The organism is Acinetobacter sp. ANC 4648, assembly GCF_002135345.1.
Lineage (GTDB): Bacteria > Pseudomonadota > Gammaproteobacteria > Pseudomonadales > Moraxellaceae > Acinetobacter.
In genome coordinates this window covers 488494-514190 of sequence record NZ_NEGI01000002.1, presented here as the reverse complement: position 1 = coordinate 514190, position 25697 = coordinate 488494, and the positions used below count along the sequence as shown (strand labels likewise).

Genomic DNA, 25697 nt, shown 5'->3' with positions numbered 1-25697 from the left:
TTTAGGATCGCCATGCCATGAAACGCATACTTATCGTGACAGGACAATCTGGTTCAGGTAAGTCATCTGCTTTGCAGGTGCTTGAGGATTTAGGTTATTACTGCATCGATAATTTGCCTTTGGCATTGCTACCTGAAATTGTCGAAAAGCTGGATAAAGAAAATAATTTAGAACAATTGGCTTTAGGGGTTGATGTTCGTAGTACACATGCAGATTTACAAGAATTTGACCATGTTTTTCAACAATTACAAAGATTTGGTTCAGTTGATGTGATTTATCTGACGACTCAGGATCAAGGTTTAATTTCACGATTTAGTGCATCGAGAAGACCACATCCACTCTCTAGTCGTTTTCCAAGTCTGAATGAATGTATTCAAGAAGAAAAAATTTTACTGTTGCCTATACAGCTGAGAGCCACGGTACATATCGATACTACCGATAAAAGTGTACACGACTTAAAAGATATATTGTTGTCGAAGTTGGGACAGTCAGATAAACTGATCCTAATTTTACAGTCATTCGGTTATAAGCATGGCATTCCTTTGGATGCTGATTTTGTCTTTGATGTTCGCCACTTGCCAAATCCACATTGGGATTTGGAGCTTCGTAAATATTCAGGTTTAGATGAACCGGTACGTATGTTTTTAGAGGATAGCGAGCAAGCCAATGAAATGTTTGAAGATATCAACCACTTTTTAAATAAATGGTTGCCTGCATTTGCAGAAGGACATCGTCATTATATTACTGTGTCAATTGGCTGTACGGGTGGGCAACATCGTTCCGTTTATATCGTGGATAGACTGCAAAAGGCTTTAGAGTCAAAATGGTCTATTCAGGTCTTGCATAGGGAAATGAAGCACTGGTCATGATTGACACAACTGTTGACGTAATTAATAAATTAGGATTACATGCGCGGGCATCTGGAAAACTGATAGAAGTCACTACTAAATTTCGATCATCGATTCAAATTGGTAAGGGCGACAAATTAGTCGATGCCAAGAACATTCTTTCTTTACTTATGCTTGGAGCAGGTAAAGGAACCACTTTGCGTCTAGTGATTGATGGTGCAGATGAAGAAAAAGCTTTATCTGAAGTTCAAGCACTTTTCGCTGATAAATTTTACGAGGCAGAATAATCGTGGCACGTCGTACGCAACGTTTTACTGAAGATGATTTCGACTCTTTAGAAGGACGTGCAAGTAAAACTGAACAAAAGAAAGCCGTGCATCGCATGGCTGCTCTTGGTGCACAACTGGCAGAGTTGTCAAAAAAGAAGATTGAACAACTTCCTGTAGAGGAACGTTTAATTGATGCATTGTTAGAGGTGCAGCAGATTACGTCATTTGAAGCACGTCGTCGTCAATTTCTACGTATTGGTAAATTGTTGCGTAATGAAGATGAAACTGTCATTTTATCTTATCTAACACCGCAACAAGGCATCAAAAAGACAGCACAGTTGCTACGTTGGGTTGATCGCATGATTGCGCAGGGAGATCCTGCAATTAAAGAGTTTATTAAGACTCATAATGCAGCCGAACATCATGCTATTCGCCAACATATTTTGCGTATACAGCGTGATATTAAGCAGGAACTTGGAGAGGAGGCGATTGCTGAATCCAAACTCAAGTTGATTAATTATGCTCAACAAGTTGCATTGATTTCTGATAATGGTTAATCAGTTTTTAAGTGATTAAAATAAAAAAACGACCATCAAGGTCGTTTTTTATTGGATTAGAAATAAGTTTTTTTATGCGTTAAAAACAGAGGTAGTTTCTAAATGTTGTATAGGGTTGGATTATCCTATAATTTAATGAGTTCATGGAAAATAGGAAAATCAGTCAATTAAAATTATGATCGATTTGATCTAACGTTTTGAAATGTTGTTTTTTATAAATAAAGTGTTCTGTTTTGTTCCGGCTAAAATTAGCTGTATTCATCTTTTTGTTTTTATCACATGTTATAATTGAAATGTAATTTCTAATAAAAAATGATATTTAAAGAGAACAGCAATGAAATTTATTATTCCAATCATTATTTTAAGCAGTTTGTTTTTAAACGCTTGTACATCGAATCAGCATGTCTCAAATTCAACTCAGAGTGTGTTAAATCAAAATCAAAAATTTGTTGATGAATTGAAAAAAGGTATATCCTTATATTTTAATAAAAATTCTTCCGAACTTGATTCAAAATATCTCATTTATTTATCCACAGCAGCAGAAGTGTTGAATAGTAATCCATATTTTATTTTGGTTTTACAGGGTCATACGGACAGTAGTGGTTCTGCAAGTACCAATAAACGGATTGCATATATGCGAGCCAATACGGTACGTAGTCAGTTAGTGACACAATATGGTGTTTCACCTGAACAAGTGACAGCAGAAGGCGTTGGCTCAGCCAATCCTATTGCTTCGAATGAGACAGCTGATGGTCGCGCACTCAATAGGCGAGTAATGGCAACCTTAAGAATTAAATAATCCATATTGTAAGGAAAGTATTGAAGTTGCTTTTAAGTGGTTTTAATCCCTTAAAACCTGTGCGAATAGTTGCTTTCTACTTGATCAAAATCTCTTTACTAAAGTGACATTCATTGTATATGGAGTTCCAGTAGTTCTTCATTATAGCTTGAGTCATTTGTAGTGTGATAATACCGAATCAGTTGTATTCTAAAACTAAATATAACATTCATATTTATTTTCAAAAGTATCTCTAGTTTGGGTATTAAATATTGTTTGATCATAAAAAAGCAGCCTGTGGGCTGCTTTAAAAAGATTTGAGCTTATTCTTTATCGATATCGAAAGGTTGAACATCCATCTTTTTGTATGGAATGAGCTTGGTTTTGTATTTCCACTTATAACCTAACCAAATGATCAAGAAGAGTGGAATACTGATATATGTCGATAAAACACTCATCCAATCTCCATCAAGTGCAGCTTGGTAGTTCTGCCCTAAGACCACAATAGTACACAGGATAAAAGCAAACCAAGGTGCAAAAGGAAAGAATTTGGCACTGTAAGCTAAATCTTCAAGCTTATGACCTTGTGCTAAATAACCTTTACGGAAACGATAATGTGAAATAGCAATCCCTAACCAGACGATGAAACCACACATCCCTGACATATTTAGGAGCCAAGTAAATACCTGTTGCTCACCGATGAAAGTTGTTAAGAAGCAAAGTGCGGCAATAACTGTCGTTGCATAGAGTGCATTCATTGGCACGCCACGAACATCTAATTTTGCAAACCACTTAGGTGCACGGCCTTTGCGAGCCATGTCGAATAACATTCGTGTCGATGAATACATACCTGAATTACCTGCAGATAAAATTGCAGTTAAAATGACGGCATTCATTAAACCAGCAGCAAAGGCTAAACCTGCTTTTTCATACAGTAAGGTAAATGGTGAAAGGGTAATGTTACCATCGCCGACAGCTGCTAATTTTAAGTTTGGATCTGTATATGCGACTAATGTGCCAATAATGAAAATACACAAAATATAAAATAGCAGGATACGCCAAAAAATTTGTTTGATCGCAATCGGAATTGTTTTTCTTGGATCTTTCGATTCACCCGCGGCAACACCGACCATCTCTGTGCCTTGGAATGAGAATCCAGCAATCATCGCAACACCAACCAGAGCTTGAAAACCACCCACAAATGGAGCTTCACCAATGGTCCAGTTTTTCAAAATGCTTTGCGTTGGATCAAGCATGATTTTACCAATCATGAATAAACCAATTACAATAAAGACAATGATGGCAATGACTTTCACTAATGAAAAGAGGAACTCACTTTCACCAAATCCTTTTACAGTTAAAGCATTGATAAAGAAGATAATTGCAAGAAAGAGTGCGCTCCACCAAAAACCTGGAATATCGGGAAACCAAAATTTCATGATGAATTGTACCGCAACCAATTCAAAAGCAACGGTAATGGCCCAGTTATACCAATAGTTCCATCCTAGTGCAAAACCAAAACCTTCTTCTACGTATTTGGTTCCATAGGTGAAGAATGCACCTGATGTTGGATTGTGAGTGGCAAGCTCACCTAGGCTGGTCATTAAGAAATAAATCATTAAGCCAATGAGCGCATAGGCGAGTAATGCACCACCTGGGCCTGCTGTTGCAATGGTTTGACCTGAGGCAAGGAATAAACCTGTACCAATAGAACCGCCAATGGCAATCATATTTAAATGTCGCGCACCAAGCTTACGCTTGAGTTGCTGATGATCTATTTCGCTCATCGTTATTCCTTAAGATTTTTTTGAGTGTTGGCGAACAGCACTTTAAAGCCTTGTTGATCTGCTTTAGTCGTGCATCGACTAAAGTTTTGTTCAATGAGTAATGGGTAATTGAGAAAGCGGTTTGCGACTATCCATAATTCACCACCCGATTTTAAATGGCGACGCGCAGTTTTACATAAAGTTTCACTGGCATTGTAATCGGTATGGATCCCTTGGTGGAATGGAGGATTACTGACGATGGCGTGCAAAAATAGAGGTGCATCCTCAATACCTGAAACTGCTTTAATTTCGAGTTGTTCAAGAGGTAGATTATTTTTTTCAAAGGTCATTTTTGTTGAGGCTAAAGCAAATGCATCAACATCTAGCGCAAAGATACGGTTTTTAGGGTTTAATTTTGATAGGTAAGCGCTAATCACGCCAGCACCACAACCAAAATCTGCAATTTTCCCTGAAGTAACTTGAGATAAAAATGGCAGTAAAACGGCAGTTCCAATATCTAAACGATTTTGGCTAAATACCCCAGGCAGGGCACAAATAATTAAGTCACCTTTTGGTGTGCTGACCGTATATTTTTGTACCCAATCTGCTAATGCTTTTGCTTTAACCGTTGATTCAATGGTCATTTGCCACATTTGACAGTGACGTGCGCTATCTAGCTTGAGTGTAGGGCCATAAGGCTGTAACTGTTTTGCAGCACGTTCAACCCCACTTTTCTTTTCACCGACTAAGAAGATAGATGCACCTTTGGCTAAGCGGCTGACTAAATTATGCAGAATATAGTTGAGTAATTCTTTTGATTTCGGCACAAAAACGACAGCTTGATCGAAACTTCCTTCTGGAAGATCAACCCCAAAATGTACATTTGCTTGTTGGTTTTGGAAAAACTGAAATTCGTTGTAGTCCCATGTCCACAATAACGGCTCGATGTCATGCGCTAAATTCGAAAGCAAGTCATCTGTAGGTGCGTTAACGAATAATACACGTCCAGAAAGATAGTCATGCTGTCGAATGACAACTTCACTTTTAGGCTCCATTTTTACCATCCATCATCAAAATTAAGAACGATAATGCCCAGTCTAAGCTGGGCATCCTAACGAAATGATTCATTATTTTTTGTTTGCAGGCAACACAATATTTAAAATGAGTGCTGAAATACCACCAGTTGCAACACCTGAGCTAAAAATATTTCTAACTAATTCAGGTAGATGTTCTAGAATTTGTGGTACTTGTGCTACACCTAAACCCAATCCTAGGGAAATGGCAATAATGAGTAATGCACGACGATCCAGTTGAACACCTGAAAGAATATTAATCCCCGAGGCGGCAACAGCACCAAACATCACCATCACAGCACCACCCAAAACAGCTTGTGGTACCGCTTGGATAATACCAGCAACAGCAGGGAATAGCCCGAGGATCACTAACAATACAGCAATCCAAATGCCGACATAACGACTTGCTACGCCAGTAAGTTGAATGACGCCATTATTTTGCGCAAAAACTGAACTTGGAAATGTGTTGAAAATACCTGCAAGGAATGAGTTGGCACCATTGACCAAGACACCACCTTTAATACGTTCCATCCATACTGGACCATCTACAGGCTGATTCGATATTTTTGAAGTTGCTGTCACATCACCAATCGCTTCTAAAGAAGTGACGAGATAAATAAATGCCATGGGTATAAATAAACCCCAATCGAAGCTAAGACCAAAATGCATCGGTGTTGGAATTTGAATGAATGGTGCTTCTTTAAGACCTGAGAAATCGAGGTGACCCATGAATCCCGCAACAATATAACCAATCACCAATGCAATCAGAATAGCTGAGCTTTTGACCCAAACAATGCGAACACGGTTTAATAAAATGATGATCGCCAACACTGTGCAAGACATAATTAAGTTATCTGTACTTGCAAAGGTCTGATTAGACATGGCTTGATAACCGCCACCCATGCTGATCAAGCCTTCCTTAATTAAGGTTAAGCCAATCAATAGCACGACAATACCCGTAACTAAGGGGGTAATTAGTTTTTTAACCCATGGTAAAATCCGAGATACACCCATCTCAATAAATGAACCCGCAATGACCACACCAAAAATGGCGGCCATGACATCATTAACCGGTACACCAGAAGCGACCATGGCTGAACCAATACCAATCATCGGACCGATAAAGTTAAAACTTGTCCCTTGAACAATGAGTAAGCCTGCCCCAAAAGGCCCAACTTTTTTACATTGTAAAAAAGTTGCAACACCTGAGATCACTAATGACATAGACAAAATCATATTGGTATCTTGTTTTGATACGCCTAATGCCAAACAGATTAGTAAACCTGGTGTGACAATCGGGACAATAATGGCTAGTAAATGTTGTAGTGCAGCAAAAAAAGCGATAAGCGGTTTAGGACGATCGTTCAAACCATAAACAAGATCTATCTGACCTTGTGGGTCGGGAGAGTTATTTAAATCAGACATGAGAGTGTTGGTACAGCAGGAATTTGACGCTATTCTAGTCGAGTTACACACCTTTACAAAATAAAAAGACACAATTCATTAAAAAAACTTGTAACTGTCAATAAACTGTCACTACTAAAAGTTAGTATTTTTCTGTATAATTTGCCCTCAAATTTAAAGCGTATCGAATTTCATGTCAGATATTAAAACTCTCCGTAATATTGCCATCATCGCTCACGTCGATCATGGTAAAACCACTCTTGTAGACAAACTTTTACAACAATCAGGTGCTCTCGGTGATCGCGCGGGTGAGATTGAGCGTGTTATGGATTCGAATGCGCTTGAGTCTGAACGTGGTATTACCATTCTTGCAAAAAACACTGCAATCAAATGGTTAGACAAACGTACAGATACTGAATACCGCATTAACATCGTCGACACCCCAGGACATGCTGACTTCGGTGGTGAAGTTGAACGTGTAATGTCTATGGTTGACTGTGTACTTCTTCTTGTTGACTCACAAGACGGTCCAATGCCACAAACTCGCTTTGTAACGTCTAAAGCGTTTGCTCGTGGTTTAAAACCAATCGTAGTATTAAACAAAGTTGACCGTCCAGGCGCACGTCCGGATTGGGTAATGGATCAAGTATTTGATTTGTTCGACAACCTTGGTGCTACTGATGAACAGTTAGACTTCCCAGTTGTTTATGCTTCAGGCTTAAATGGTATTGCTGGTCGTGAAGTAGATAACTTGGCTCCAGATATGACGCCATTGTTTGAAACTATTGTTGACATCGTTGAACCACCTAAGGTTGATGTTGATGGCCCATTCCAAATGCAAATTTCATCTCTTGACTATAATAGTTTCGTAGGTGTAATTGGTATTGGCCGTATTCAACGTGGTTCTGTGAAAACCAATACACAAGTTACTGTGATTGATAAAGATGGCAAAACACGTAACGGCCGTATCTTAAAAATCATGGGCTATCATGGTCTTGACCGTGTAGACGTTGAAGATGCTTCTGCTGGTGATATCGTATGTATTACTGGTCTTGATGCACTTAACATTTCTGACACAATTTGTGATCCGAAAAATGTTGAAGCAATGCCACCGTTGTCTGTAGATGAACCTACAGTTTCGATGACATTCCAAGTAAATAACTCACCATTTGCTGGTCGCGAAGGTAAATTCGTTACTTCACGTAACATCCGTGAACGTCTTGACCGCGAGTTGATTCATAACGTTGCTTTACGTGTTGAAGATACTGATTCTCCAGACCGTTTTAAAGTTTCTGGTCGTGGTGAGCTTCATTTATCTGTTTTGATTGAAACCATGCGTCGTGAAGGCTTTGAGATGGGTGTATCTCGTCCTGAAGTAATCATGAAAGAAATTGATGGTGAAAAACAAGAGCCATTTGAAAATGTAACTTTTGACGTTGAAGAACAACATCAAGGTTCAATCATGGAGCAAATGGGCTTCCGTAAAGGCGAAATGACCAATATGGAACTTGACGGCAAAGGCCGTATCCGTATTGAAGCAACTGTTCCTTCACGTGGCTTAATCGGTTTCCGTTCTGAATTCTTAACCATTACTTCTGGTACTGGTATTATGACTTCAAGCTTCTCTCATTATGGTCCAGCGAAAGCAGGTACTGTAGCGAAGCGTCAAAACGGTGTATTGGTTTCAATGGTTAACGGTACTTGCTTAGCGTTTGCATTGTTTACATTACAAGACCGTGGTCGTCTATTTGCTGAACCACAGTTAGAAGTTTATGAAGGTATGATTGTTGGTATGAACTCACGTTCTGACGACATGACTGTTAACCCGACTAAAGCGAAGCAGTTAACGAACATGCGTGCATCTGGTACAGATGAAGCATTAACATTGACTCCTGCTATTCGTTTCACGCTTGAACAAGCGCTTGAATTCATCGAAGATGATGAATTAGTTGAAGTTACACCTAAATCAGTACGTATTCGTAAACGCTGGTTAACTGAAAATGATCGTAAACGTAACCGTGGTAAATAATTTTTAATTAGCCACGTTTGTTTAAGAAGCCGCAACGTTGTTCATCAGCGTTGCGGCTTTTTTTTTGTATAAAAATGACTACAATCTATTGGAAAGTTTAAAAAACCGAGTAAATTAGATGGAAATGTATATGCAAAAATAATGTATAGTTCGTCACAAAAATAGATAAGCAAAAGTTCTGGAGATTTATATGAGTATTGTTCAAGAATTTAAAGAATTTGCCATTAAAGGCAATATGATGGATTTAGCTATTGGTGTCATCATTGGTGGTGCATTTAGTAAAATTATTGATTCGTTGGTTAAAGATATTATTATGCCGTTGATTTCTATTATCACGGGTGGTGGTGTAGATTTTACGCAAAAGTTTATTGTTTTAGGTAGTAATCCAAATAATTTACAGTCCTTAGATGCGTTGCAAAAAGCTGGGGTTAACGTACTGACCTATGGGAACTTTTTGACGGTTTTCCTTAACTTCCTTATTTTGGCATGGGTCGTATTTTTGATGGTCAAAGGAATCAATCGTTTACGTAAACCTCAAGAAGCGGCTGCAGCTGCAACGCCTGAAGATGTTGCATTACTTCGTGAAATTCGTGATGAGTTGAAACGTCGCCCACAATAATAAGATTGATCTGTTATATTTTAAAACGGTACTTTTGAGTACCGTTTTTTATGTGTAGGATAATGCTTAAATGCTTAAATGCTTAAATGCTTAAATGCTATAAAAATATAAAGAGGTAACTATTATGTATAGAAACATGATTGTACTTTGCATGCTGCTGGGTTTGTTGGCATGTTCCGAGCCGCAGAAAACTGAAAATAAAAATGCACCAGTCGAAAAAAAAGAGTTAAGTTTTGCGGATATGCCAAATGAACAAACCAGATATGAAACGATTACCACGCAGGCTTTAGCGGGAAATGATGCAGCTCTGGTTGCTTTGCAAACACAATTAATCAAAGATAATTTTGAGTTTATTGAAAAAGATAGTGGAAACTCATGGTCGATTCATGATTGTCAAAATAATATGATTATTGATGTTAAAGGTGAGGGCGTGAGTACGTATACGGCCAAAAGTAAGGTCGGGGTTGGTGAAACTGGCAATGATTTTCCAGATTTTCTGTTACTGACCTTTGAATTTCCAACGATTGAGGAAACGACTGCAAAATTCAAATTGTTAAATGATGCAGTTCATTCTGGCGGTGGGTCTTGTAATGGTAAAGTACCAGCAACAGTGGTGATGAGTGGTAATGCAATTTTCTACTTTACAACGCGGTCCGAAAAATTTAGAGATTATATTAATCGCTATGCTGCTATTGTTCAAAATTTAGAAACTGAACCCGCGACAGTGGCAGAGTATTAAATGATGACTCCATAACTGAGTTAAAAATCCATCCGAAATTTGATTTCTAACAAATGCCAACCAAATTGACTTTTAATTGGCCCGTGTAATTCTTTTTCTTTTAAAGTGAAGACGGCTTTATCAATAGGTGTAACCAGTTGCCCTTTTTTGATTTCACCCAGTTCACCGCCTTTTTTGGAAGATGGGCAGGTGGAATTTTGCTTGGCAATAGTTGCAAAATCTGCACCTGATAGTATTTTCTTTTTGAGTTGTTCTGCTAGATCTTTATCTTTAACCAGAATATGACGCACGATAGCCGTTTTCATTTAGTTTTACCTTGAACAGATTTTGTAACTTTTACAGTGGTTTTACTATGCTGTAGTGCTTGGCATTGGGGGCAAAAAACACTGGCACGTTGACCAAGTTTGAGATTTTCTAAAGTTGTTTCGCAATTTACACACATTTCACCAGCACGACCATAAGCAAGTAATGTTTGTTGAAAATAGCCATTTTCCCCCATGGCATTACGATAGTCACGTAAGGTTGAACCACCTAAATCAATTGCTTGTTTTAAAATACGTTTAATCTCTAATACTAATTTTTCAATTTGTTGCATGTTTAGACTAGAGGCGGGCTGAGCTGGATGAATACCTAAATTAAATAAGCTTTCAGTGGCATAAATATTACCGACTCCCACCACCACGTGATTATCCATAATAGCAACTTTTATGCCGACATTTTTCGATTTGAGTTTATTGGCCAAGTAGGCAGCATCAAATGCATCACTCAACGGTTCAGGCCCTAACGTATCAATGAGTTTACGTTGACTATTCTGGTCTAACCATAAAATACAGCCAAAACGACGTGGATCATGATAACGGAGTTGAATATCTTCAAATTGAATAATCAAATGATCATGTTTACGCAATTCGATATCAGCTTCAGAGAGTTGAAAACTCCCCGACATGCCTAAATGCCAAAGCATTGTATCTTGTTCAAATTCCGCCAAAATATATTTAGAGCGACGTGTAAGTTGGATTAAGCGTTGTCCTTCAAGTCGGGTAATATCTTCAGGAATTGCCCAACGTAGTCTAGATTCACGCACTTGAACCGAAACTACCTTTTGATGAATTAAAGGCAAGAGACTGGTTTTTGTGGTTTCTACTTCGGGTAATTCAGGCATTGAGTTCTCAACAGATATGCTTTAAGCGACATTGCTCATTGTAATCAAGATTGAAGTATCTATAAAGTTGTAGGATAGGTATTTAGTATTTTGAGGATATATTTTGAGAGAATAATATTTTGATTAAAATCTCAACATTTAAAATTAAATTGAACAATTATCTAATCTTGTTTTTATATAAATAATTGTTATCAATAATAAAGTTTATTTATAACTTTTAGTTTCTTTATTCATAAAAATAATCTGATAGAGAAAATTAAATAAATATGTAATTTTCTCATTAATTTATTGTATATCAATGGTTTTAAACCGAATAAATACAATGCTTATTGTTTTTTAAAAACAAGATATTTCAACTATAAAATGAATGTCTTGGTGACTTAAATAACGATTCGATGAATTTAAATTTTTTTCTGAATGTTGGATGTCCCATGAAAAAAAATACGCTTTCTGTATTGGCTATATTAATCACTACATTAATGTCACATGCATATGCTCAAAATGCCTTTGACTCCCGTGCAGCAGTGATGACAGGTGATTGGAATGGGACACGAACTGAATTTGCTGAACAGGGTGTGAAGTTCGATGCCAATATTGCCATGGACAGTTCTTATTTGGCCAATGGTGGATACGACGCACATCAAGCCGCAACCTTTGCAAGCCAATTTTGGTTGGGTACTACTCTTGATATGAATCAACTGGCTGGATGGCAAGGCATCACCATTCGTGGGGTGATTACGGCACGGCAAGGTCAAAGTACGACTGTGAATGGTATTCAAAACCCAGCAGCACCGCAATGGGCCAATTCACAAGCAAACTGGGGCCGTGGTAATTCAGGCAGCCGTTTAAGTGAATTATCTATTGAGAAAAACTTTGCAGAACAAGGTGTGAATGTCAAAGTGGGTCGCCTCGGACTGGGTACAGATTTTAATACCATGGCATGTGACTTTCAGAACAATGCCTTTTGTGCGGCACAGATGGGTAAATGGCAAGGCAAAATTTGGTATAACACTCCTGTTTCACAGTGGGGTGGGCGTGTGAAATATCAAATAAATCCTGAATTATTTGCGCAAGTAGGGGTCTATGAATATAACCCTGAAAATGCTTTAGAGCGCCATGGTTGGAATTTAGATACTCGACATGCTGATGGTGTCAATATTCCTGCAGAAGTGGTGTGGTCGCCAAAACAAGCAGTCAATGCTTTACCCGCTAGCTATCGTTTTGGTGTGCTATATAACACAGCCAATGATGCCAAGAATCAATATGATATTGCATATAAAGCAGGTGCCGTCGGTGAAGATCGGACGTATGGCGGCTGGATTTCTTTTGAACAGCAATTAACTTCAGCAGGAACAGGCCGTCGTGGTTTACACAGTTTTGGTAATTTTACTTTTCATGATCGTACTACCACAGCCGTTGATCAGTCACAGCAATTGGGATTGAAATACATCGGCTTATTTGATGCACAGCCCAATGATATTTTAGGTTTAGCTGTCAATCGCGTGCATTTGAATGATCGTTACCGTGCTACAAAAGCCATCTTGAATAAAAGTGCTGAATATAATATTGAGTTAAATTATTCATATTATCCTGCCAAATGGTTGATGCTTCGTCCTTTAGTACAGTATGTGATGCATCCAGGTGCGACAGACAAAGTGGATAACGCATTGGTGATTGGTTTTGGCTCTAAAATTATCTTTTAAAAAAATAGGAACACGCTTATGCAAAGTACCAGATGTTTTAAATCTTTTAAACCCTCACTACTTTGCTTAACAGCATGTATCACTCAAAATATGTATGCTGATACAGAGACAATGAGCTCTGTTCAGCAACTTCCCACCATTACCATTACAGCGACTCGAACGAATACTGATTGGCTTGAAACCCCTGCTTCAGTTTATCGAATCGAGCAAGAAAATCATCAAAATAATCTGGGCGTTAATCTTTCCGAAACGTTAACAGGCGTTCCCGGATTACAACTGAATAACCGTGAAAACTATGCCCAAGATTTACAACTTTCTATGCGCGGTTTTGGCGCACGCTCAACGTTTGGGGTACGTGGTATTCGTTTATATGTCGATGGAATTCCTGCCACTATGCCAGATGGACAAGGTCAAACTTCAAATATTGATTTAAGCAGTTTGGACCACATCGAAGTATTGGGCGGACCATTTTCTTCCTTGTATGGTAATTCTTCTGGCGGAACAATTTTAACCACTACCAAAGAAGGGCAAGGGCCTGATTCGATTGAACTGGGTTATGCTGGTGGTAGTCACAATAAAGGTCGAGCCGACATTATTCTACAAGGAGGCGCAGAAAATCCTCATCAGCCCAGTTATGTGATTAGCTCATCTTATTTTGATACCGATGGTTATCGAGAGCATAGTGCAGCACGGAAAGCATTGAGTAATGCTAAACTGACTTGGAACTTAGAGGATGGCTCTAAAGTGAATTGGGTGGTGAATTATGTGGACATCAAGGCCGATGATCCACAAGGGCTGACCCGAGAGCAATGGCAAGCAGATCCCAAACAGCAAGTTCCGTTTTTAAAACAGTTTGATGTGCGTAAAGAGATTAATCAATCCCAAACAGGGCTCACTTGGCACAAGCCAATTAATGATCAAAATGAACTTTATAGTATGCTGTATTTGGGGCATCGAGAAGTGATGCAATATCAATCCATTCCTATTACAACACAACTGAATCCTCGTCATGCTGGAGGTGTGATTGATTTCTCTCGTGATTATTATGGGACTGATTTTCGTTGGACAGGTAAAGATTTATTGCCTAATACACGGTTTAGTGTAGGTCTGGCCTTTGATGCGATGGATGAGGATCGTCAAGGTTATGAAAACTTTATTTTAGAGAATAATAAGCCACATTATGGTGTCAAAGGAAAGTTACGCCGTGATGAAAATAATCGTTTATGGAATTTAGATCCTTATTTACAAGCATCATGGCAGTTTCTACCGACTTGGCACGTAGATACGGGCTTACGCTATAGTAATGTGCATTATGAATCTCAAGATCATTACATTAGTGTCGCGAATGGTGATGATAGTGGTCAAAGAGACTATCAAAAAGTTTTACCATCAGCCGCTTTGACTTGGGAAATCACACCACAGCTCACCACATATGTAAGTTATGCTCAAGGTTTTGAAACACCAACCTTTACTGAAATGGCGTATCCCACTGTTGGGACTTCTGGGATTAACTTTAGCTTAAAGCCTTCAAGCAGTGATAATTATGAGCTCGGCTTAAAAACTAAAAACACTTTAGGTAACTTTACTGCGGCTGTTTTCCAGAGTAATACACAAGATGATATTGTTTCAGCAGGAAATATAGATGGTCGTGCGACATTCCAAAATGCCGATAAAACCTTACGCCAAGGCTTAGAACTTTCATGGAGTCGTAAACTCTGGCGTGATCTCACTGCTCAAGCCAGTTATAGTTATTTAGATGCAATTTTTGATGCTGATATTCCAAATGCTGATCCCCAAAAAGTGGTTCAGCGTGGAAACGCTATTCCCGGCGTTGCAAGGAATCAAGCTTATGCCACTTTAGCTTGGCAACCTGAAACGGGCTTGAATGCAGGGATTGATATCCGTTATATGGATAAAATTTATGTCGATGATATCAATTCAGATGTTGCACCCAGTTATAGCGTGACTTCAGCAAATATTGGTTATGTCTGGAAAAATAATGATTGGAAAATGAGGACTTATGCCCGTATTGATAATTTGTTTGATAAAAACTATGTCGGCTCTGTAATCGTTAATGATGGCAATGGTCGCTTTTTTGAGCCAGCCGATGGGTTGAATTGGAGTGCGGGTCTAAGCCTAACTAAAATATTCTAACAGGGAGAGTAAACGTGTCTTTATTGTTTCAATCGATTCAGTTTGGTTCATTAAAACTGAGTAATAAAATTGTGATTGCACCCATGTGTCAGTATTCCGCGACGGATCAGGGTGAAATTAGCTATTGGCATGAAGAGCAATGGGCAAACTATGCCTTGTCAGGTGCTGGGCTTTGTATTGTTGAAGCGACTGCGGTACAGGCTAAAGGGCGGATAAGCTATGCAGATGTTGGTCTGTGGAATGATGTGCAGCGTGATCAAATTAAAGCTGTATTAGCAAAAGTGAAAACAATTTCGCCTATGCCATTTGCTATTCAGTTAGCACATGCAGGGCGTAAAGCATCAACCGATAAACCGTGGGATGGACGTGGTCAACTTCCACCAAATCATGCGCAAGGTTGGCAGACTGTTTCAGCCAGTGAAATCGGTTTTAATCCAACAGATCATCCTCCACATGCATTAACAAAAACAGAAATTCAAGTGATCATTGCTGATTTTGCCAGTGCCGCAAAGCGTGCCGTGGAAGCAGGTTTTGATTTGATCGAAATTCATGCGGCACATGGTTATTTATTGCATCAATTCATGTCGCCATTATCCAACCATCGTGAAGATGAATATGGGGGAAGTTTTGAAAATCGGATTCGCTTTACAGTCGCTGTTTTTCAAGCGATTCAGCATGCTGTTCCAAAAGGCTTTCCGATTGGTATTCGAATTTCCGCAACAGATTGGATGGAGAGCGATCAAGCTTGGAATGTTGAATCCAGTATTGAACTCTCTAAAGTGCTGGAAGCATTGGGAATTGATTATATCCATGTTTCTTCAGGTGGTTTACATGCCCAGCAAGATATTAAGATAGGGGCACACTATCAAGTTCCATTTGCTACTGCAATTAAGAACCATGTGAAAATTCCAGTTATTACTGTGGGTTTAATTACAGAAGCTGAACAAGCGGAACAAATTCTACAGAGCGGAGAAGCGGATGCCATTGGCTTGGCAAGAGCAATATTGTATGACCCACGTTGGCCTTGGCATGCTGCAGCACAATTGGGTGAAACGATTGCAATTGCACCACAGTATTTACGTTGTCAACCGTATGGCTTAAAAGCACTTTTTAAAGCTTTTACATAATAGTATTCATTTAAAGTATTTAAAATTTGAAGAGATACATTCTAGGATGTTGCTCTTCATCTATATTTATTCTTAAGGGAACTCAGAATGGTATTTTCGGTCATCGTACCTATTTTTATTTTACTATTTTTGGGTTATATCAGTGTCAAAGTTGATCTTATTAACAAAGTACAAATCACAGCATTAAGTGCATTTATTATTAAAATTGCTTTACCCGCACTGCTGTTACATGCCTTATCTTCAAAAGACTTACATGAAATTTGGTATCCCGAATATTTTTTAGTCTATGCTGGTGTTGCGATTTTTTTATTCGCTTTGAGTTTTTATCTCGGTTTAAAACTATTTAAAAATACGATGACTGAGACCTCAGTGCTTTCGATGGGTGCTGCAATGTCGAATACAGGCCTGCTAGGAACAGCAGTATTAACCTTATTAATGGGCAATCAGGCAACCATCTATATTTCTTTGATTGTTATTCTTGAAAGTGTCTTGGTTGTACCAACCGTCTTAGTGCTAGCTGAACTTGGCCTACAAAAACAATCCAATTACCGTGCCATATTAAAAAATACAGTGCAAACACTGTTTAAAAATCCATTATTTTTGGCTGTTATGTTGGGGATGAGCTGTGCAATTTTTCAAATTAAGTTACCTCAGCAAGTTGATCAAGTTTTGGCGTTAATCGGACAAACAGCATCACCACTGGCATTATTTGTGATTGGTGGTGGCGTTGTCGGTTTGTCGGTTCGCTATATCAATGCTCAAAGTATTTATTTAGTGATCTCTAAAAACGTTGTGATGCCGCTATTGGTCTTCGTTGGTTTATCGACCTTTACCCATGTCAGCCAAGAAATGATTTATGCTGGAACTCTCATCGCAGCATTACCAATGCCATCTATTTTTGGAATTTTAGGGCAAGTCTATGGTTTAAATGAAAAAGCGTTGACCCCCTTAATGTTGAGTACTATTTTAGGTTTTGCTGTAATTAGTACACTGATTACTTTGTGGTGGTAAATAAATAGTGTTAAAAAAATACTCTTCGAAAAGAGTATTTTGATGGTTAGTCTATTATTTTTTAGCAGGTGCTTTGGCTTGTTCAGCAATCAGTTTATTCACAACCTCTAAAGATTCTTTGGCACGTGGAACATTGTCTTTTACTAAAGCGGTATAAATATTTTTAGCTTCAGGTAAGTTTTGTTCCACAATATTGCCATTGGTCATCATATTGGCAACGGCCATTAGTGCCGGAATATAGCCTTTTTGTGCTAAATTTTGAATTGCATCTAGACCTTGTTTAATCGAAGCTTCATTCTTTGTTTTAAAGCCTGCGGTAATATCATATAAAGCTTTAGCATGAATCGCTTGGAAATTTCCTTTTTTGATTAAAGGATCAAGTTTTTGTAAGCCTTTTTTATCAGATTCAGGTTTGTTTTCTGAAAATAATAAAACTGCGAGTTCTACAGTTGCATCAGAAAAACCTTGAGCAGAGGCTTTTTCTAAATACTCACGCGCTTTTTTATCATCTTTGGTTAAACCCAATGAACCTGTGGCATAACTTTGGGCTAACACATAATTTGCGACTGGATAGCCTTTGCTCGCGGATTCTTGATAATACTTGAGCGCTTTCTTATCATCTTTAGCTGTACCTTGTCCCATTTGGGTTAAGAAACCTAAATTATATAAAGCCTGTGCATTACCTGTCTTCCCCATTTTATCGAGTTCTTGATAGGCTTCGGTATAATTTTTAGCTTTAATCAGTTCCTGAACTTTAATAAAAGCAGGATCTGTTTGAGTTTGAGGGATATCTGCTGCGAAAACGCTAGAACAGGAAAGAGCAAGCAACGCAGAAACTAAAATTTTTTTCATAGTGGGTCATGACCTTATTAAACTTCAACATAATTCCATTTATGTAGAATGAGAATATGTTCTTATGATGAGATTTATCATAATTTGAATTTTTTGAATGTAAACATCTGAATTGTATAAGATGATGTAATTATGTCTATTTTTATTAAAAAAATTAGCAATGAAGCTGTTCTTAATAAAATCATCCTTCAAAATATGACAAGACTCGAAGCAGTTTATGTGCTTGGAGTCTAGAACATTATTGAACGGCTTTTAATAATAATTCAATTTCGGCAGCAGAGCGTGCACCCGAAATTTTACGGCCATCTTTTAAGAAAAAAGTCGGTGTACCATCAATGGCTAAAGTTTTCGCGAGTTGAATGTTTTTATTAACAGGTGTGTTACAGCTCATGGTTTTTTGTGGGGCTTTTTTATTTAACAGATAATCTTGCCAAGCTTGATATTGATCTTTTGCACACCAAATTTGTTCAGAAATCTGGGCTGAATTTGGGTGTAAGCTAGTAATTGGATATAAAAATAGATAGATGGTGACATTATCCACTTGCAATAGTTCATGTTCTAACTTTTGGCAATATGGGCAATCTGGGTCACTAAATAAATAGATAATGCGTTCGCCATTACCTTTAACTTGTTTAATCGCTTGATCGAGGGGGAGTTTTTTTACATCAATCTGCGTTAAAACTTGTTCACGCTCTTCGGTAATATTTTTTTGAGCTTTTAGATCAATCAGATTTCCGACAAAAAAATACTTGGCATCATCATTGGTATAAACAATCCGTCCCCCCATATAGACTTCATAAATATCTTTGATTGGAGAGCTATTCACTGATTTCACAGCAATCTCTGGAAAATTCTTTTTTAGGTTTTGCTCGACGGTTTTTATATCTGCATGTGCAGCGGTAAAAGCCAATAAACTTAGGCAAAGGGCAGTGAAGTAAGTTTTCATGCTTAAACTCGAAGAATAATGAGTGCTATTTTGTAGAGAATGGTTCTAAAAATATATACTTATCGAGTAACAAAATTGTAGGACGAGTTAATTATTCTATCTAGTCATATTGTTCAATTGCATATGTTGTATGGCGATAGTTTGATATTTTAGCTAAATTGCCTTTGTTTTCTTCCCTAGATTTGTTTAAATCCCTTTTGCATAAAATTGAGTGAGTAGAGCCATGTTCATCAAAGGTATTAAAAGAGCGTATGACAAGATTGATCTTGATGAAAATATTGCTGATGAAGATAAGATAGATGCCTTACTGATGAAATTAGGTGGTGAATTTTTGGTGAGTAAAGATGATCGTATCTATATTTTTGAAAAAGACGGTCATACAGCAAAAATAGATGCGAAACATGCGCGCGACTATAGTTTTAAACAATATGTAGTCAAAGACATGAACAAGTTATTTCACGATTTTTAAGATAAAAAGCCTCCAAAATCGGAGGCTTTTAAATTTTTGATTTAAAATGCTTATTGTGGGCGAGCCACATCACCATTTAAATATGCAGGCAAATCTAAAATAGTTAAACTCAGTTGTTCAAGTGCCGCAGGTTTAGCCACAACCAACGCCTTATAGGTATCATCCAAAGCAATACTATTCACGACTTGTACACTATTGTTCAATTGTGTTGCGGGTGCAGGAACAGCACCACCGCCAAGCACCAAATGTAACCATGCTTTTGGTTTTGCTTTAAACCAAAGACGGGCAATAATTTCTTGACCGATATAACAACCCTTGTCGTAATGTACGCCTTCACGCTGATGCAAACGTAATTCTTGTGGTTGGAAGAGTTCCGCAGTACTTGCAGAAATCCAAGCCTGACCTGCATCAATCGCTTGAAGTTGCCATTCATTCACATCGGTTTCAGTACTACCAAAATCTGTTGTATTACCATTGATGGTTGGGAAAACCTGAGCATCCTGTTCTAATTTCATTTTAGAAAATGCACCAAATTTTTTAATATGCTTTGCAAAATCTTCCGCTTGGTCTTCAGTGGTGACAATCACGAAATGTTCAGGATTAAGTTTTTTTAACCATAAACCAAACTGAATCCGACCTTTTAAACTACAGATTGCCGTATAGCGAGTGATATTCTCAGCCAAGGCCTCAGCATTTAAAGTCACTTGCCCTTGTAAGAATTTTTGTGCATCCACACCAATTAAAGTGAATGAGGAGAAAGCTAAATCGCTCATAAGATACTCACTTATTTTCAATCTAATACTAAAGAATTATCCCGATTCTCCACTATTTTTCAAAAAAAATCATAATTAGTGCAAATAACTCAAAAAAATTGTTACTAAATGTTTCTAAAACCCTTATTTTTGTATCTAAGTTCATGAAATATAAGCGATTTGGGAAAAGGCTTTTCAGCAGTGTACTATGCCAATCATTAGGCAGCACTAATAAATGATGCAAGAGGCACGAACCAATGAATAACAATTACCGTAAAGCACTGCAAAACACCCAGCTCGAATATTTTGATGTGCGTCAAGCCATTGAAGATATTCAGCCAGGCGCTTATGCAAAACTTCCATATACCTCAAAAGTACTTGCAGAACAATTGGTTCGCCGTTGCGACCCTGCAATTTTAGAACAATCTTTAAAAGAACTGATTCATCGTAAACAAGAGCACGATTTCCCTTGGTATCCTGCACGTGTGGTGTGTCATGACATTCTTGGGCAAACAGCATTGGTTGACCTTGCAGGTCTGCGTGATGCAATTGCAGAGCAAGGAGGCGATCCCTCTAAAGTGAATCCTGTTGTTCCAACCCAACTCATCGTAGACCATTCTTTAGCAGTAGAGTTTGGTGGTTCTGACCCTGACGCTTTTGAAAAAAACCGTGCAATTGAAGACCGTCGTAATGAAGACCGTTTCCACTTTATCGAATGGACAAAAACAGCTTTTGAAAATGTTGATGTGATTCCTGCGGGCAACGGCATCATGCATCAAATTAACTTAGAAAAAATGTCACCTGTGATTCAAAATCGTGGTGGTATTGCATATCCAGATACCTGTGTAGGTACAGATTCACATACGCCACATACGGATGCATTGGGTGTGATTTCCATTGGTGTTGGCGGTTTAGAAGCTGAGAATGTGATGTTGGGTCGTGCATCATGGATGCGTCTACCAGACATTATTGGTGTGGAATTGGTCGGTCAGCGCCAAGCAGGGATTACTGCAACGGACATCGTTTTGGCTTTAACTGAATTCTTGCGTAAAGAGCGCGTAGTGGGTGCATATTTAGAATTTTTTGGTGAAGGTGCAGACAGCATGTCAGTTGGTGATCGTGCCACGATTTCCAACATGACTCCTGAATATGGTGCAACGGCTGCGATGTTCTACATCGATCAAAACACCATTGATTATTTGACATTGACTGGCCGTGAAGCAGATCAAATCAAACTTGTAGAAACTTATGCCAAAGAAATTGGTCTTTGGGCAAGTGATATGGCACAAGCTGAATATCCGCGTGTATTACGTTTTGATTTATCAACTGTTACCCGCAACATTGCAGGCCCATCAAACCCGCATGCACGTGTATCTACCTCTGATCTAAAAGCGAAAGGCATTGCAGGTGTGGTAGAACATCGTACGGATGGTTTAATGCCTGATGGTGCAGTGATTATTGCGGCAATTACCTCATGTACCAATACTTCAAACCCACGTAATACGGTTGCAGCAGGCTTGCTTGCACGTAAGGCCAATGAGCTGGGTTTAGAGCGTAAACCTTGGGTGAAATCATCATTTGCACCGGGTTCTAAAGCAGCGGCTTTGTACCTTGAGGAAGCAGGGGTATTACATGATTTAGAAAAGCTAGGTTTTGGTATCGTGGCGTATGCATGTACCACTTGTAACGGTATGTCAGGTGCGTTAGATCCTAAAATTCAGCAAGAAATTATTGACCGTGATTTATACGCAACTGCGGTTCTTTCGGGTAATCGTAACTTTGATGGTCGTATCCATCCTTACGCGAAACAAGCGTTCTTGGCTTCACCACCGTTAGTGGTAGCATATGCGATTGCAGGTACGATTCGTTTTGACATCGAAAAGGATTCGCTAGGCAATGACAAAGATGGCAATCCAGTTTACTTAAAAGATATTTGGCCGTCGGATGAAGAAATTGATGCTTTGGTCAAAGTCGCTGTGAAACCAGAACAGTTCCGTAAAATTTACATTCCAATGTTTGATTTGGGTGTGCATGAAAAAGCGGCTAGTCCTTTATACAATTGGCGTCCGCAAAGTACCTATATTCGCCGTCCGCCATATTGGGAAGGTGCTTTGGCTGCACCACGTACTTTAGCCAATATGCGTCCACTCGCAATTTTGGGCGATAACATCACCACGGATCATTTGTCACCTTCGAATGCAATTGTATTAGACAGTGCTTCTGGTGAATATTTGAAGAAAATGGGTGTACCTGAGGAAGACTTTAACTCGTATGCAACCCATCGTGGTGATCATTTAACCACGCAACGTGCGACTTTCGCCAACCCGAAACTATTTAATGAAATGGTTCGTCGTACTGATGGTACGGTAAAGCAAGGTTCGAAAGCGCGTGTAGAGCCTGAGGGCGAAGTGATGCGGATGTGGGAAGCAATTGAAACTTATATGAACCGCAAGCAGCCATTGATCATTATTGCAGGGAAAGATTATGGTCAGGGTTCTAGCCGTGATTGGGCTGCGAAAGGTGTGCGCCTTGCAGGTGTGGAAGTCATTGTAGCTGAAGGTTTTGAACGGATTCATCGCACGAACTTGGTGGGTATGGGCGTGTTACCGCTTGAGTTTAAAGAAGGCGTGGACCGTAAAACATTAAAGTTGGATGGTACGGAGTTATATAGTGTGATTGGTAATATTGCACCGCGTTCTGACCTGACTTTAGTAATTGAACGTGCCACTGAAGATGGACGTGATGAAATTGTAGAAGTAGCTGTGACTTGTCGTTTGGATACGGAAGAAGAAGTGCATGTGTATGAAGCGGGTGGTGTATTGCAACGCTTTGCACAGGACTTTTTGGAAGGGCAAGTGGCTTGATGTTTTAAGCTAAAAGCTATTGATATTTTTAATAAAAACTCTACTGTAAAGTAGGGTTTTTAATTTGAGAATAAAAATTGAAAGATATTGTAATTTAGGATCGAATTTATATATCTTGATGTTTTATGAAATGTAGAAAAAATGAAAAACCAACTTTAGTAGAAATAAAACAAGCTTTTATACAGGCAAAAGAACATTGTGAAAAAAATGAATTTTTACCAGATATGATGGATGATTCAAAAAATAAGTATGCTCGTCGCAGCAAGTCTTGGATAAACTATCTTGCCAAGCAACTTTTAGTATCAACGGAAAAAGATAGGCTTGAAACGGAAGGATACTTAGCATTCTATCAAGCTAATAATGAAAAAAGGCAACTTTTAGGTCTAAATGAATTCTTGTTTGATGTTGTGATTGCAAAAATGACCAATATTAAAACAGCAAGTGGATTTCGTAATCCTCATCCTAAAGATTGGTTTAACTTAAAAGTAGATGATATTGAATTAATTCAAATTTCATAGCTTTAGTATTATTCTAAAAGTTTATCTTGCAATTATGCCGCCATCACTTGTCGAAATGGACAATCAATAATCATCACATCCAAGATATACTACCTCAAAATATCGATAAGATAGAGACAAAATCATGGTTACAGCTGGCGAGAAACCCGGAACAGGCTTTTATTTCTGTACTCACTGTGGACAACGCGTATTTTTAGAAATTAATACAGATCGCCTACCGCCTTGTCTAAAATGTACTGGAACTGAGTTTAAAAAATAAAATTGCTTAAGTAAAATATATAAAACAGACGATTCTGTTTAAACAAAAAGCCCTATCACTAGATGGGGCTTTTTGTTAATTTATTATTCAAGATAAAATAATAACAGCCAATCACAATAAATAAGTTTGGAGATCATTATGGAAACAATCTTAGGTTTATGTATCGGCGTAGGATTAAGTGCTGCCTGTGGTTTCCGTGTTTTTGTACCATTATTGGTGATGAGTGTAGCTGCACTTATGGGTTGGTTTGAACCAATGAACGGTTTTGAGTGGTTAGCCATGCCAACGGTCTGTTTCGGCTTGGCAGTCGCAACACTGTGTGAGATAGGGGTTTATTATATTCCGTGGGTAGACAATGCACTGGATGCAGTTGCAACACCTGCAGCAATGGTTGCAGGAACACTGGCGACAATGGCCGCTAGTAGTGGAGAAATGTCACAGTTTGCCAGTTGGGCAGCCGCGATTATTGTCGGTGGTGGCACAGCAGGGACTATACAAATGAGTACTGTGGCAGCACGTGGCTTATCGACTGCAACAACGGGTGGTATTGCCAATCCTGTGGTGTCCACAGGAGAATGGATCGGGGCATTTTTACTGTCTATTTTCTCGTTGATTGTGCCTGTACTGGTGGTGATAGTCGTTTTGATTATGATTGTTTGGATAGTGCGTTGGATCAGACATAAGAAACAAGAAAATATTAAAAAACCCGTAGTGTGATTATAAATTCGATATAAAAAACCATGATTTTAAAAGCTTTAGTACGACTATGCTTGATATACTGTTTTTAGACAAAATATAAGTTTTGCTCGTAAATTATCGACATTCACTTTTGAGAGTTCCAATAAAAAATGATGAAGCTTAAACGAGTCACCGTATTTTTAATGCTCTCAGCAATCTTTACAACTTCACAAACTACTTTTGCTGAAGTCAAAAAACCGACAGCCGAAGCAGTCAAACTACAAAAAGATCAGATCAAATATAAAGCCTATATTCCTGCAAAATATATGCTGTTTGAGGCCATTGAAGGTGATCTAAATAAAGATGGCGCCAAGGATTTGGTTTTAATAGTAAAAGGCACAGATCTGAAGCAATGGGTGAATGATGAATATCGAGGAAAGCTTGATCGAAATCGTCGTGGCATGATCGTATTGCTTGCTGAAAAAGGAAAATATAAACAAATTATTAGTAACCTTAGTTGTTTTTCCTCAGAAAATGAAGACGGTGGTGTGTATTTTGCACCTGAATTATGGGTGTCTATCGAAAAAGGCTTGCTCAATGTTCATTATGGGCATGGCCGCTATGGGTATTGGAATTATAGTTTTAGGACACAGGATAATGACTTACGTTTAATTGGTTATGATGATTCTAGTAATCATGGGCCATATGTTGAAAGTGAAACCAGTATTAATTTTTTAACAGGTCAAAAAGTCATTCGAAAGAATTTAAATGAAGACCCTGAAGGTGATCCAAAATTTAAGGAAACATGGCGTAAAGTTCATCTAGTTCCTATTTATTTATCTAAAATTAAAAGGTTTGATGAACTCGATTTCTCGGGACATTAATGACTTATACACTTTGAGAATATTTTAAACTTTGATGGCTATTGACTGAATGTTAGATAACGTTGAAATGATCAAAAAATATGTTTAAAAAATTCTGATCATGATTGAATCTGCTCCATAAAAAACGGCGATATTTATTTAAAATACAGAAATTTCTTCAGATTTAAATGAAGTGAAAAATTGTTTGATTACCCTTAAATTTTAAAAAGTATGAAAACTCAATTTTTAACATTAAA

The 25697-nt window shown here is 38.3% G+C and carries 25 protein-coding genes; 17 read left to right on the top strand and 8 right to left on the bottom strand.

The annotated features are described in order from the left end of the window. Positions 1-17 precede the first annotated feature (17 nt). From rapZ to B9T27_RS05490, 4 genes are all read left to right on the top strand, one after another. The gene (gene rapZ / locus B9T27_RS05505; RefSeq protein ID WP_086205831.1) at positions 18-869 is read left to right on the top strand and encodes an RNase adapter RapZ; all 852 of its coding nucleotides are present in this window, start codon (positions 18-20) and stop codon (positions 867-869) included. Next, the gene (locus B9T27_RS05500; protein WP_086205830.1) at positions 866-1135 is read left to right on the top strand and encodes an HPr family phosphocarrier protein; all 270 of its coding nucleotides are present in this window, start codon (positions 866-868) and stop codon (positions 1133-1135) included. The genes rapZ and B9T27_RS05500 overlap by 4 nt, the downstream gene beginning before the upstream one ends. 2 nt (positions 1136-1137) lie before the next feature. Beyond that, a complete protein-coding gene (gene yjgA / locus B9T27_RS05495; protein WP_086205829.1) occupies positions 1138-1674 on the top strand; it encodes a ribosome biogenesis factor YjgA in 537 nt (178 codons plus the stop codon). A gap of 334 nt (positions 1675-2008) precedes the next feature. Beyond that, positions 2009-2473 (top strand): OmpA family protein, encoded by a 465-nt coding sequence (locus tag B9T27_RS05490; RefSeq protein ID WP_086205828.1) that lies wholly within the window; start codon positions 2009-2011, stop codon positions 2471-2473. 302 nt (positions 2474-2775) lie between these two features. Here the strand turns inward: B9T27_RS05490 and B9T27_RS05485 are convergent, their stop codons facing one another. The 3 genes from B9T27_RS05485 to B9T27_RS05475 form a co-directional block, all read right to left on the bottom strand. After that, positions 2776-4239 (bottom strand): amino acid permease, encoded by a 1464-nt coding sequence (locus B9T27_RS05485; RefSeq protein ID WP_086205827.1) that lies wholly within the window; start codon positions 4237-4239, stop codon positions 2776-2778. Between the two features lie 2 nt (positions 4240-4241). Further along, positions 4242-5273 carry a class I SAM-dependent methyltransferase gene (locus tag B9T27_RS05480; RefSeq protein WP_086205826.1) on the bottom strand — a complete coding sequence of 344 codons (1032 nt, stop codon included), beginning with the start codon at positions 5271-5273 and terminating at the stop codon, positions 4242-4244. 72 nt (positions 5274-5345) lie between these two features. Then, on the bottom strand, positions 5346-6716 hold the full coding sequence (locus tag B9T27_RS05475; protein WP_086205825.1) for a uracil-xanthine permease family protein: 1371 nt from the start codon (positions 6714-6716) through the stop codon (positions 5346-5348). 172 nt (positions 6717-6888) lie between these two features. Here B9T27_RS05475 and typA point away from each other — a divergent pair, with 172 nt between their 5' ends. The 3 genes from typA (at position 6889) to B9T27_RS05460 (ending at position 10082) form a co-directional block, all read left to right on the top strand. Next, positions 6889-8724 carry a translational GTPase TypA gene (gene typA / locus B9T27_RS05470; RefSeq protein ID WP_086205824.1) on the top strand — a complete coding sequence of 612 codons (1836 nt, stop codon included), beginning with the start codon at positions 6889-6891 and terminating at the stop codon, positions 8722-8724. A gap of 190 nt (positions 8725-8914) precedes the next feature. Then, a complete protein-coding gene (mscL, locus tag B9T27_RS05465) occupies positions 8915-9343 on the top strand; it encodes a large conductance mechanosensitive channel protein MscL (protein WP_086204078.1) in 429 nt (142 codons plus the stop codon). Between the two features lie 124 nt (positions 9344-9467). After that, positions 9468-10082, top strand: coding sequence for a hypothetical protein (locus B9T27_RS05460; RefSeq protein WP_228146146.1), 615 nt, complete (start codon positions 9468-9470; stop codon positions 10080-10082). A 20-nt stretch (positions 10083-10102) separates the two neighbouring features. On the opposite strand, the gene B9T27_RS05455 is transcribed toward B9T27_RS05460, so the two are convergent. Together B9T27_RS05455 and mutM are read right to left on the bottom strand one after the other, a co-directional pair. After that, complete coding sequence (locus B9T27_RS05455; RefSeq protein ID WP_086205822.1) at positions 10103-10387, bottom strand: peptidylprolyl isomerase; 285 nt, start codon at positions 10385-10387, stop codon at positions 10103-10105. Further along, entirely contained in the window at positions 10384-11244 is an 861-nt protein-coding gene (gene mutM / locus B9T27_RS05450; protein ID WP_086205821.1) for a bifunctional DNA-formamidopyrimidine glycosylase/DNA-(apurinic or apyrimidinic site) lyase, read from the bottom strand. Before mutM ends, B9T27_RS05455 begins: the two co-directional genes overlap by 4 nt. A 431-nt stretch (positions 11245-11675) precedes the next feature. Here mutM and B9T27_RS05445 point away from each other — a divergent pair, with 431 nt between their 5' ends. The 4 genes from B9T27_RS05445 (at position 11676) to B9T27_RS05430 (ending at position 17239) form a co-directional block, all read left to right on the top strand. Continuing rightward, the gene (locus B9T27_RS05445; RefSeq protein ID WP_086205820.1) at positions 11676-12947 is read left to right on the top strand and encodes a carbohydrate porin; all 1272 of its coding nucleotides are present in this window, start codon (positions 11676-11678) and stop codon (positions 12945-12947) included. Between the two features lie 18 nt (positions 12948-12965). After that, a complete protein-coding gene (locus B9T27_RS05440) occupies positions 12966-15101 on the top strand; it encodes a TonB-dependent receptor (protein WP_086205819.1) in 2136 nt (711 codons plus the stop codon). A 14-nt stretch (positions 15102-15115) separates the two neighbouring features. Next, on the top strand, positions 15116-16228 hold the full coding sequence (locus B9T27_RS05435) for an NADH:flavin oxidoreductase/NADH oxidase (protein ID WP_086205818.1): 1113 nt from the start codon (positions 15116-15118) through the stop codon (positions 16226-16228). Between the two features lie 87 nt (positions 16229-16315). Next, positions 16316-17239: an AEC family transporter gene (locus B9T27_RS05430; RefSeq protein ID WP_086205817.1), complete on the top strand. Its 924-nt coding sequence runs from the start codon at positions 16316-16318 to the stop codon at positions 17237-17239. Between the two features lie 54 nt (positions 17240-17293). Here B9T27_RS05430 and B9T27_RS05425 read toward each other — a convergent pair whose 3' ends face one another. Further along, a complete protein-coding gene (locus B9T27_RS05425; protein ID WP_086205816.1) occupies positions 17294-18091 on the bottom strand; it encodes a tetratricopeptide repeat protein in 798 nt (265 codons plus the stop codon). Between the two features lie 238 nt (positions 18092-18329). Then, positions 18330-19037, bottom strand: a complete 708-nt coding sequence (locus B9T27_RS05420; protein WP_086205815.1) for a DsbC family protein — start codon at positions 19035-19037, stop codon at positions 18330-18332. Between the two features lie 223 nt (positions 19038-19260). On the opposite strand from B9T27_RS05420, the gene B9T27_RS05415 reads away from it, so the two are divergent. Then, positions 19261-19506 (top strand): hypothetical protein, encoded by a 246-nt coding sequence (locus B9T27_RS05415; protein ID WP_086205814.1) that lies wholly within the window; start codon positions 19261-19263, stop codon positions 19504-19506. A gap of 50 nt (positions 19507-19556) precedes the next feature. Here the strand turns inward: B9T27_RS05415 and B9T27_RS05410 are convergent, their stop codons facing one another. Continuing rightward, positions 19557-20279 carry a YgfZ/GcvT domain-containing protein gene (locus B9T27_RS05410; RefSeq protein ID WP_086205813.1) on the bottom strand — a complete coding sequence of 241 codons (723 nt, stop codon included), beginning with the start codon at positions 20277-20279 and terminating at the stop codon, positions 19557-19559. A gap of 236 nt (positions 20280-20515) precedes the next feature. Here B9T27_RS05410 and acnD point away from each other — a divergent pair, with 236 nt between their 5' ends. The 5 genes from acnD (at position 20516) to B9T27_RS05385 (ending at position 25461) form a co-directional block, all read left to right on the top strand. Further along, a complete protein-coding gene (gene acnD / locus B9T27_RS05405) occupies positions 20516-23122 on the top strand; it encodes a Fe/S-dependent 2-methylisocitrate dehydratase AcnD (protein WP_086205812.1) in 2607 nt (868 codons plus the stop codon). Positions 23123-23247: 125 nt separating this feature from the next. Further along, on the top strand, positions 23248-23640 hold the full coding sequence (locus B9T27_RS05400; protein ID WP_086205811.1) for a hypothetical protein: 393 nt from the start codon (positions 23248-23250) through the stop codon (positions 23638-23640). A 124-nt stretch (positions 23641-23764) separates the two neighbouring features. Next, complete coding sequence (locus B9T27_RS14945) at positions 23765-23899, top strand: zinc ribbon-containing protein (protein ID WP_086205810.1); 135 nt, start codon at positions 23765-23767, stop codon at positions 23897-23899. Between the two features lie 138 nt (positions 23900-24037). Further along, positions 24038-24616 (top strand): DUF4126 domain-containing protein, encoded by a 579-nt coding sequence (locus B9T27_RS05390; RefSeq protein ID WP_086205809.1) that lies wholly within the window; start codon positions 24038-24040, stop codon positions 24614-24616. 134 nt (positions 24617-24750) lie between these two features. Beyond that, the gene (locus B9T27_RS05385) at positions 24751-25461 is read left to right on the top strand and encodes a hypothetical protein (protein WP_416224388.1); all 711 of its coding nucleotides are present in this window, start codon (positions 24751-24753) and stop codon (positions 25459-25461) included. Positions 25462-25697: the final 236 nt, after the last annotated feature.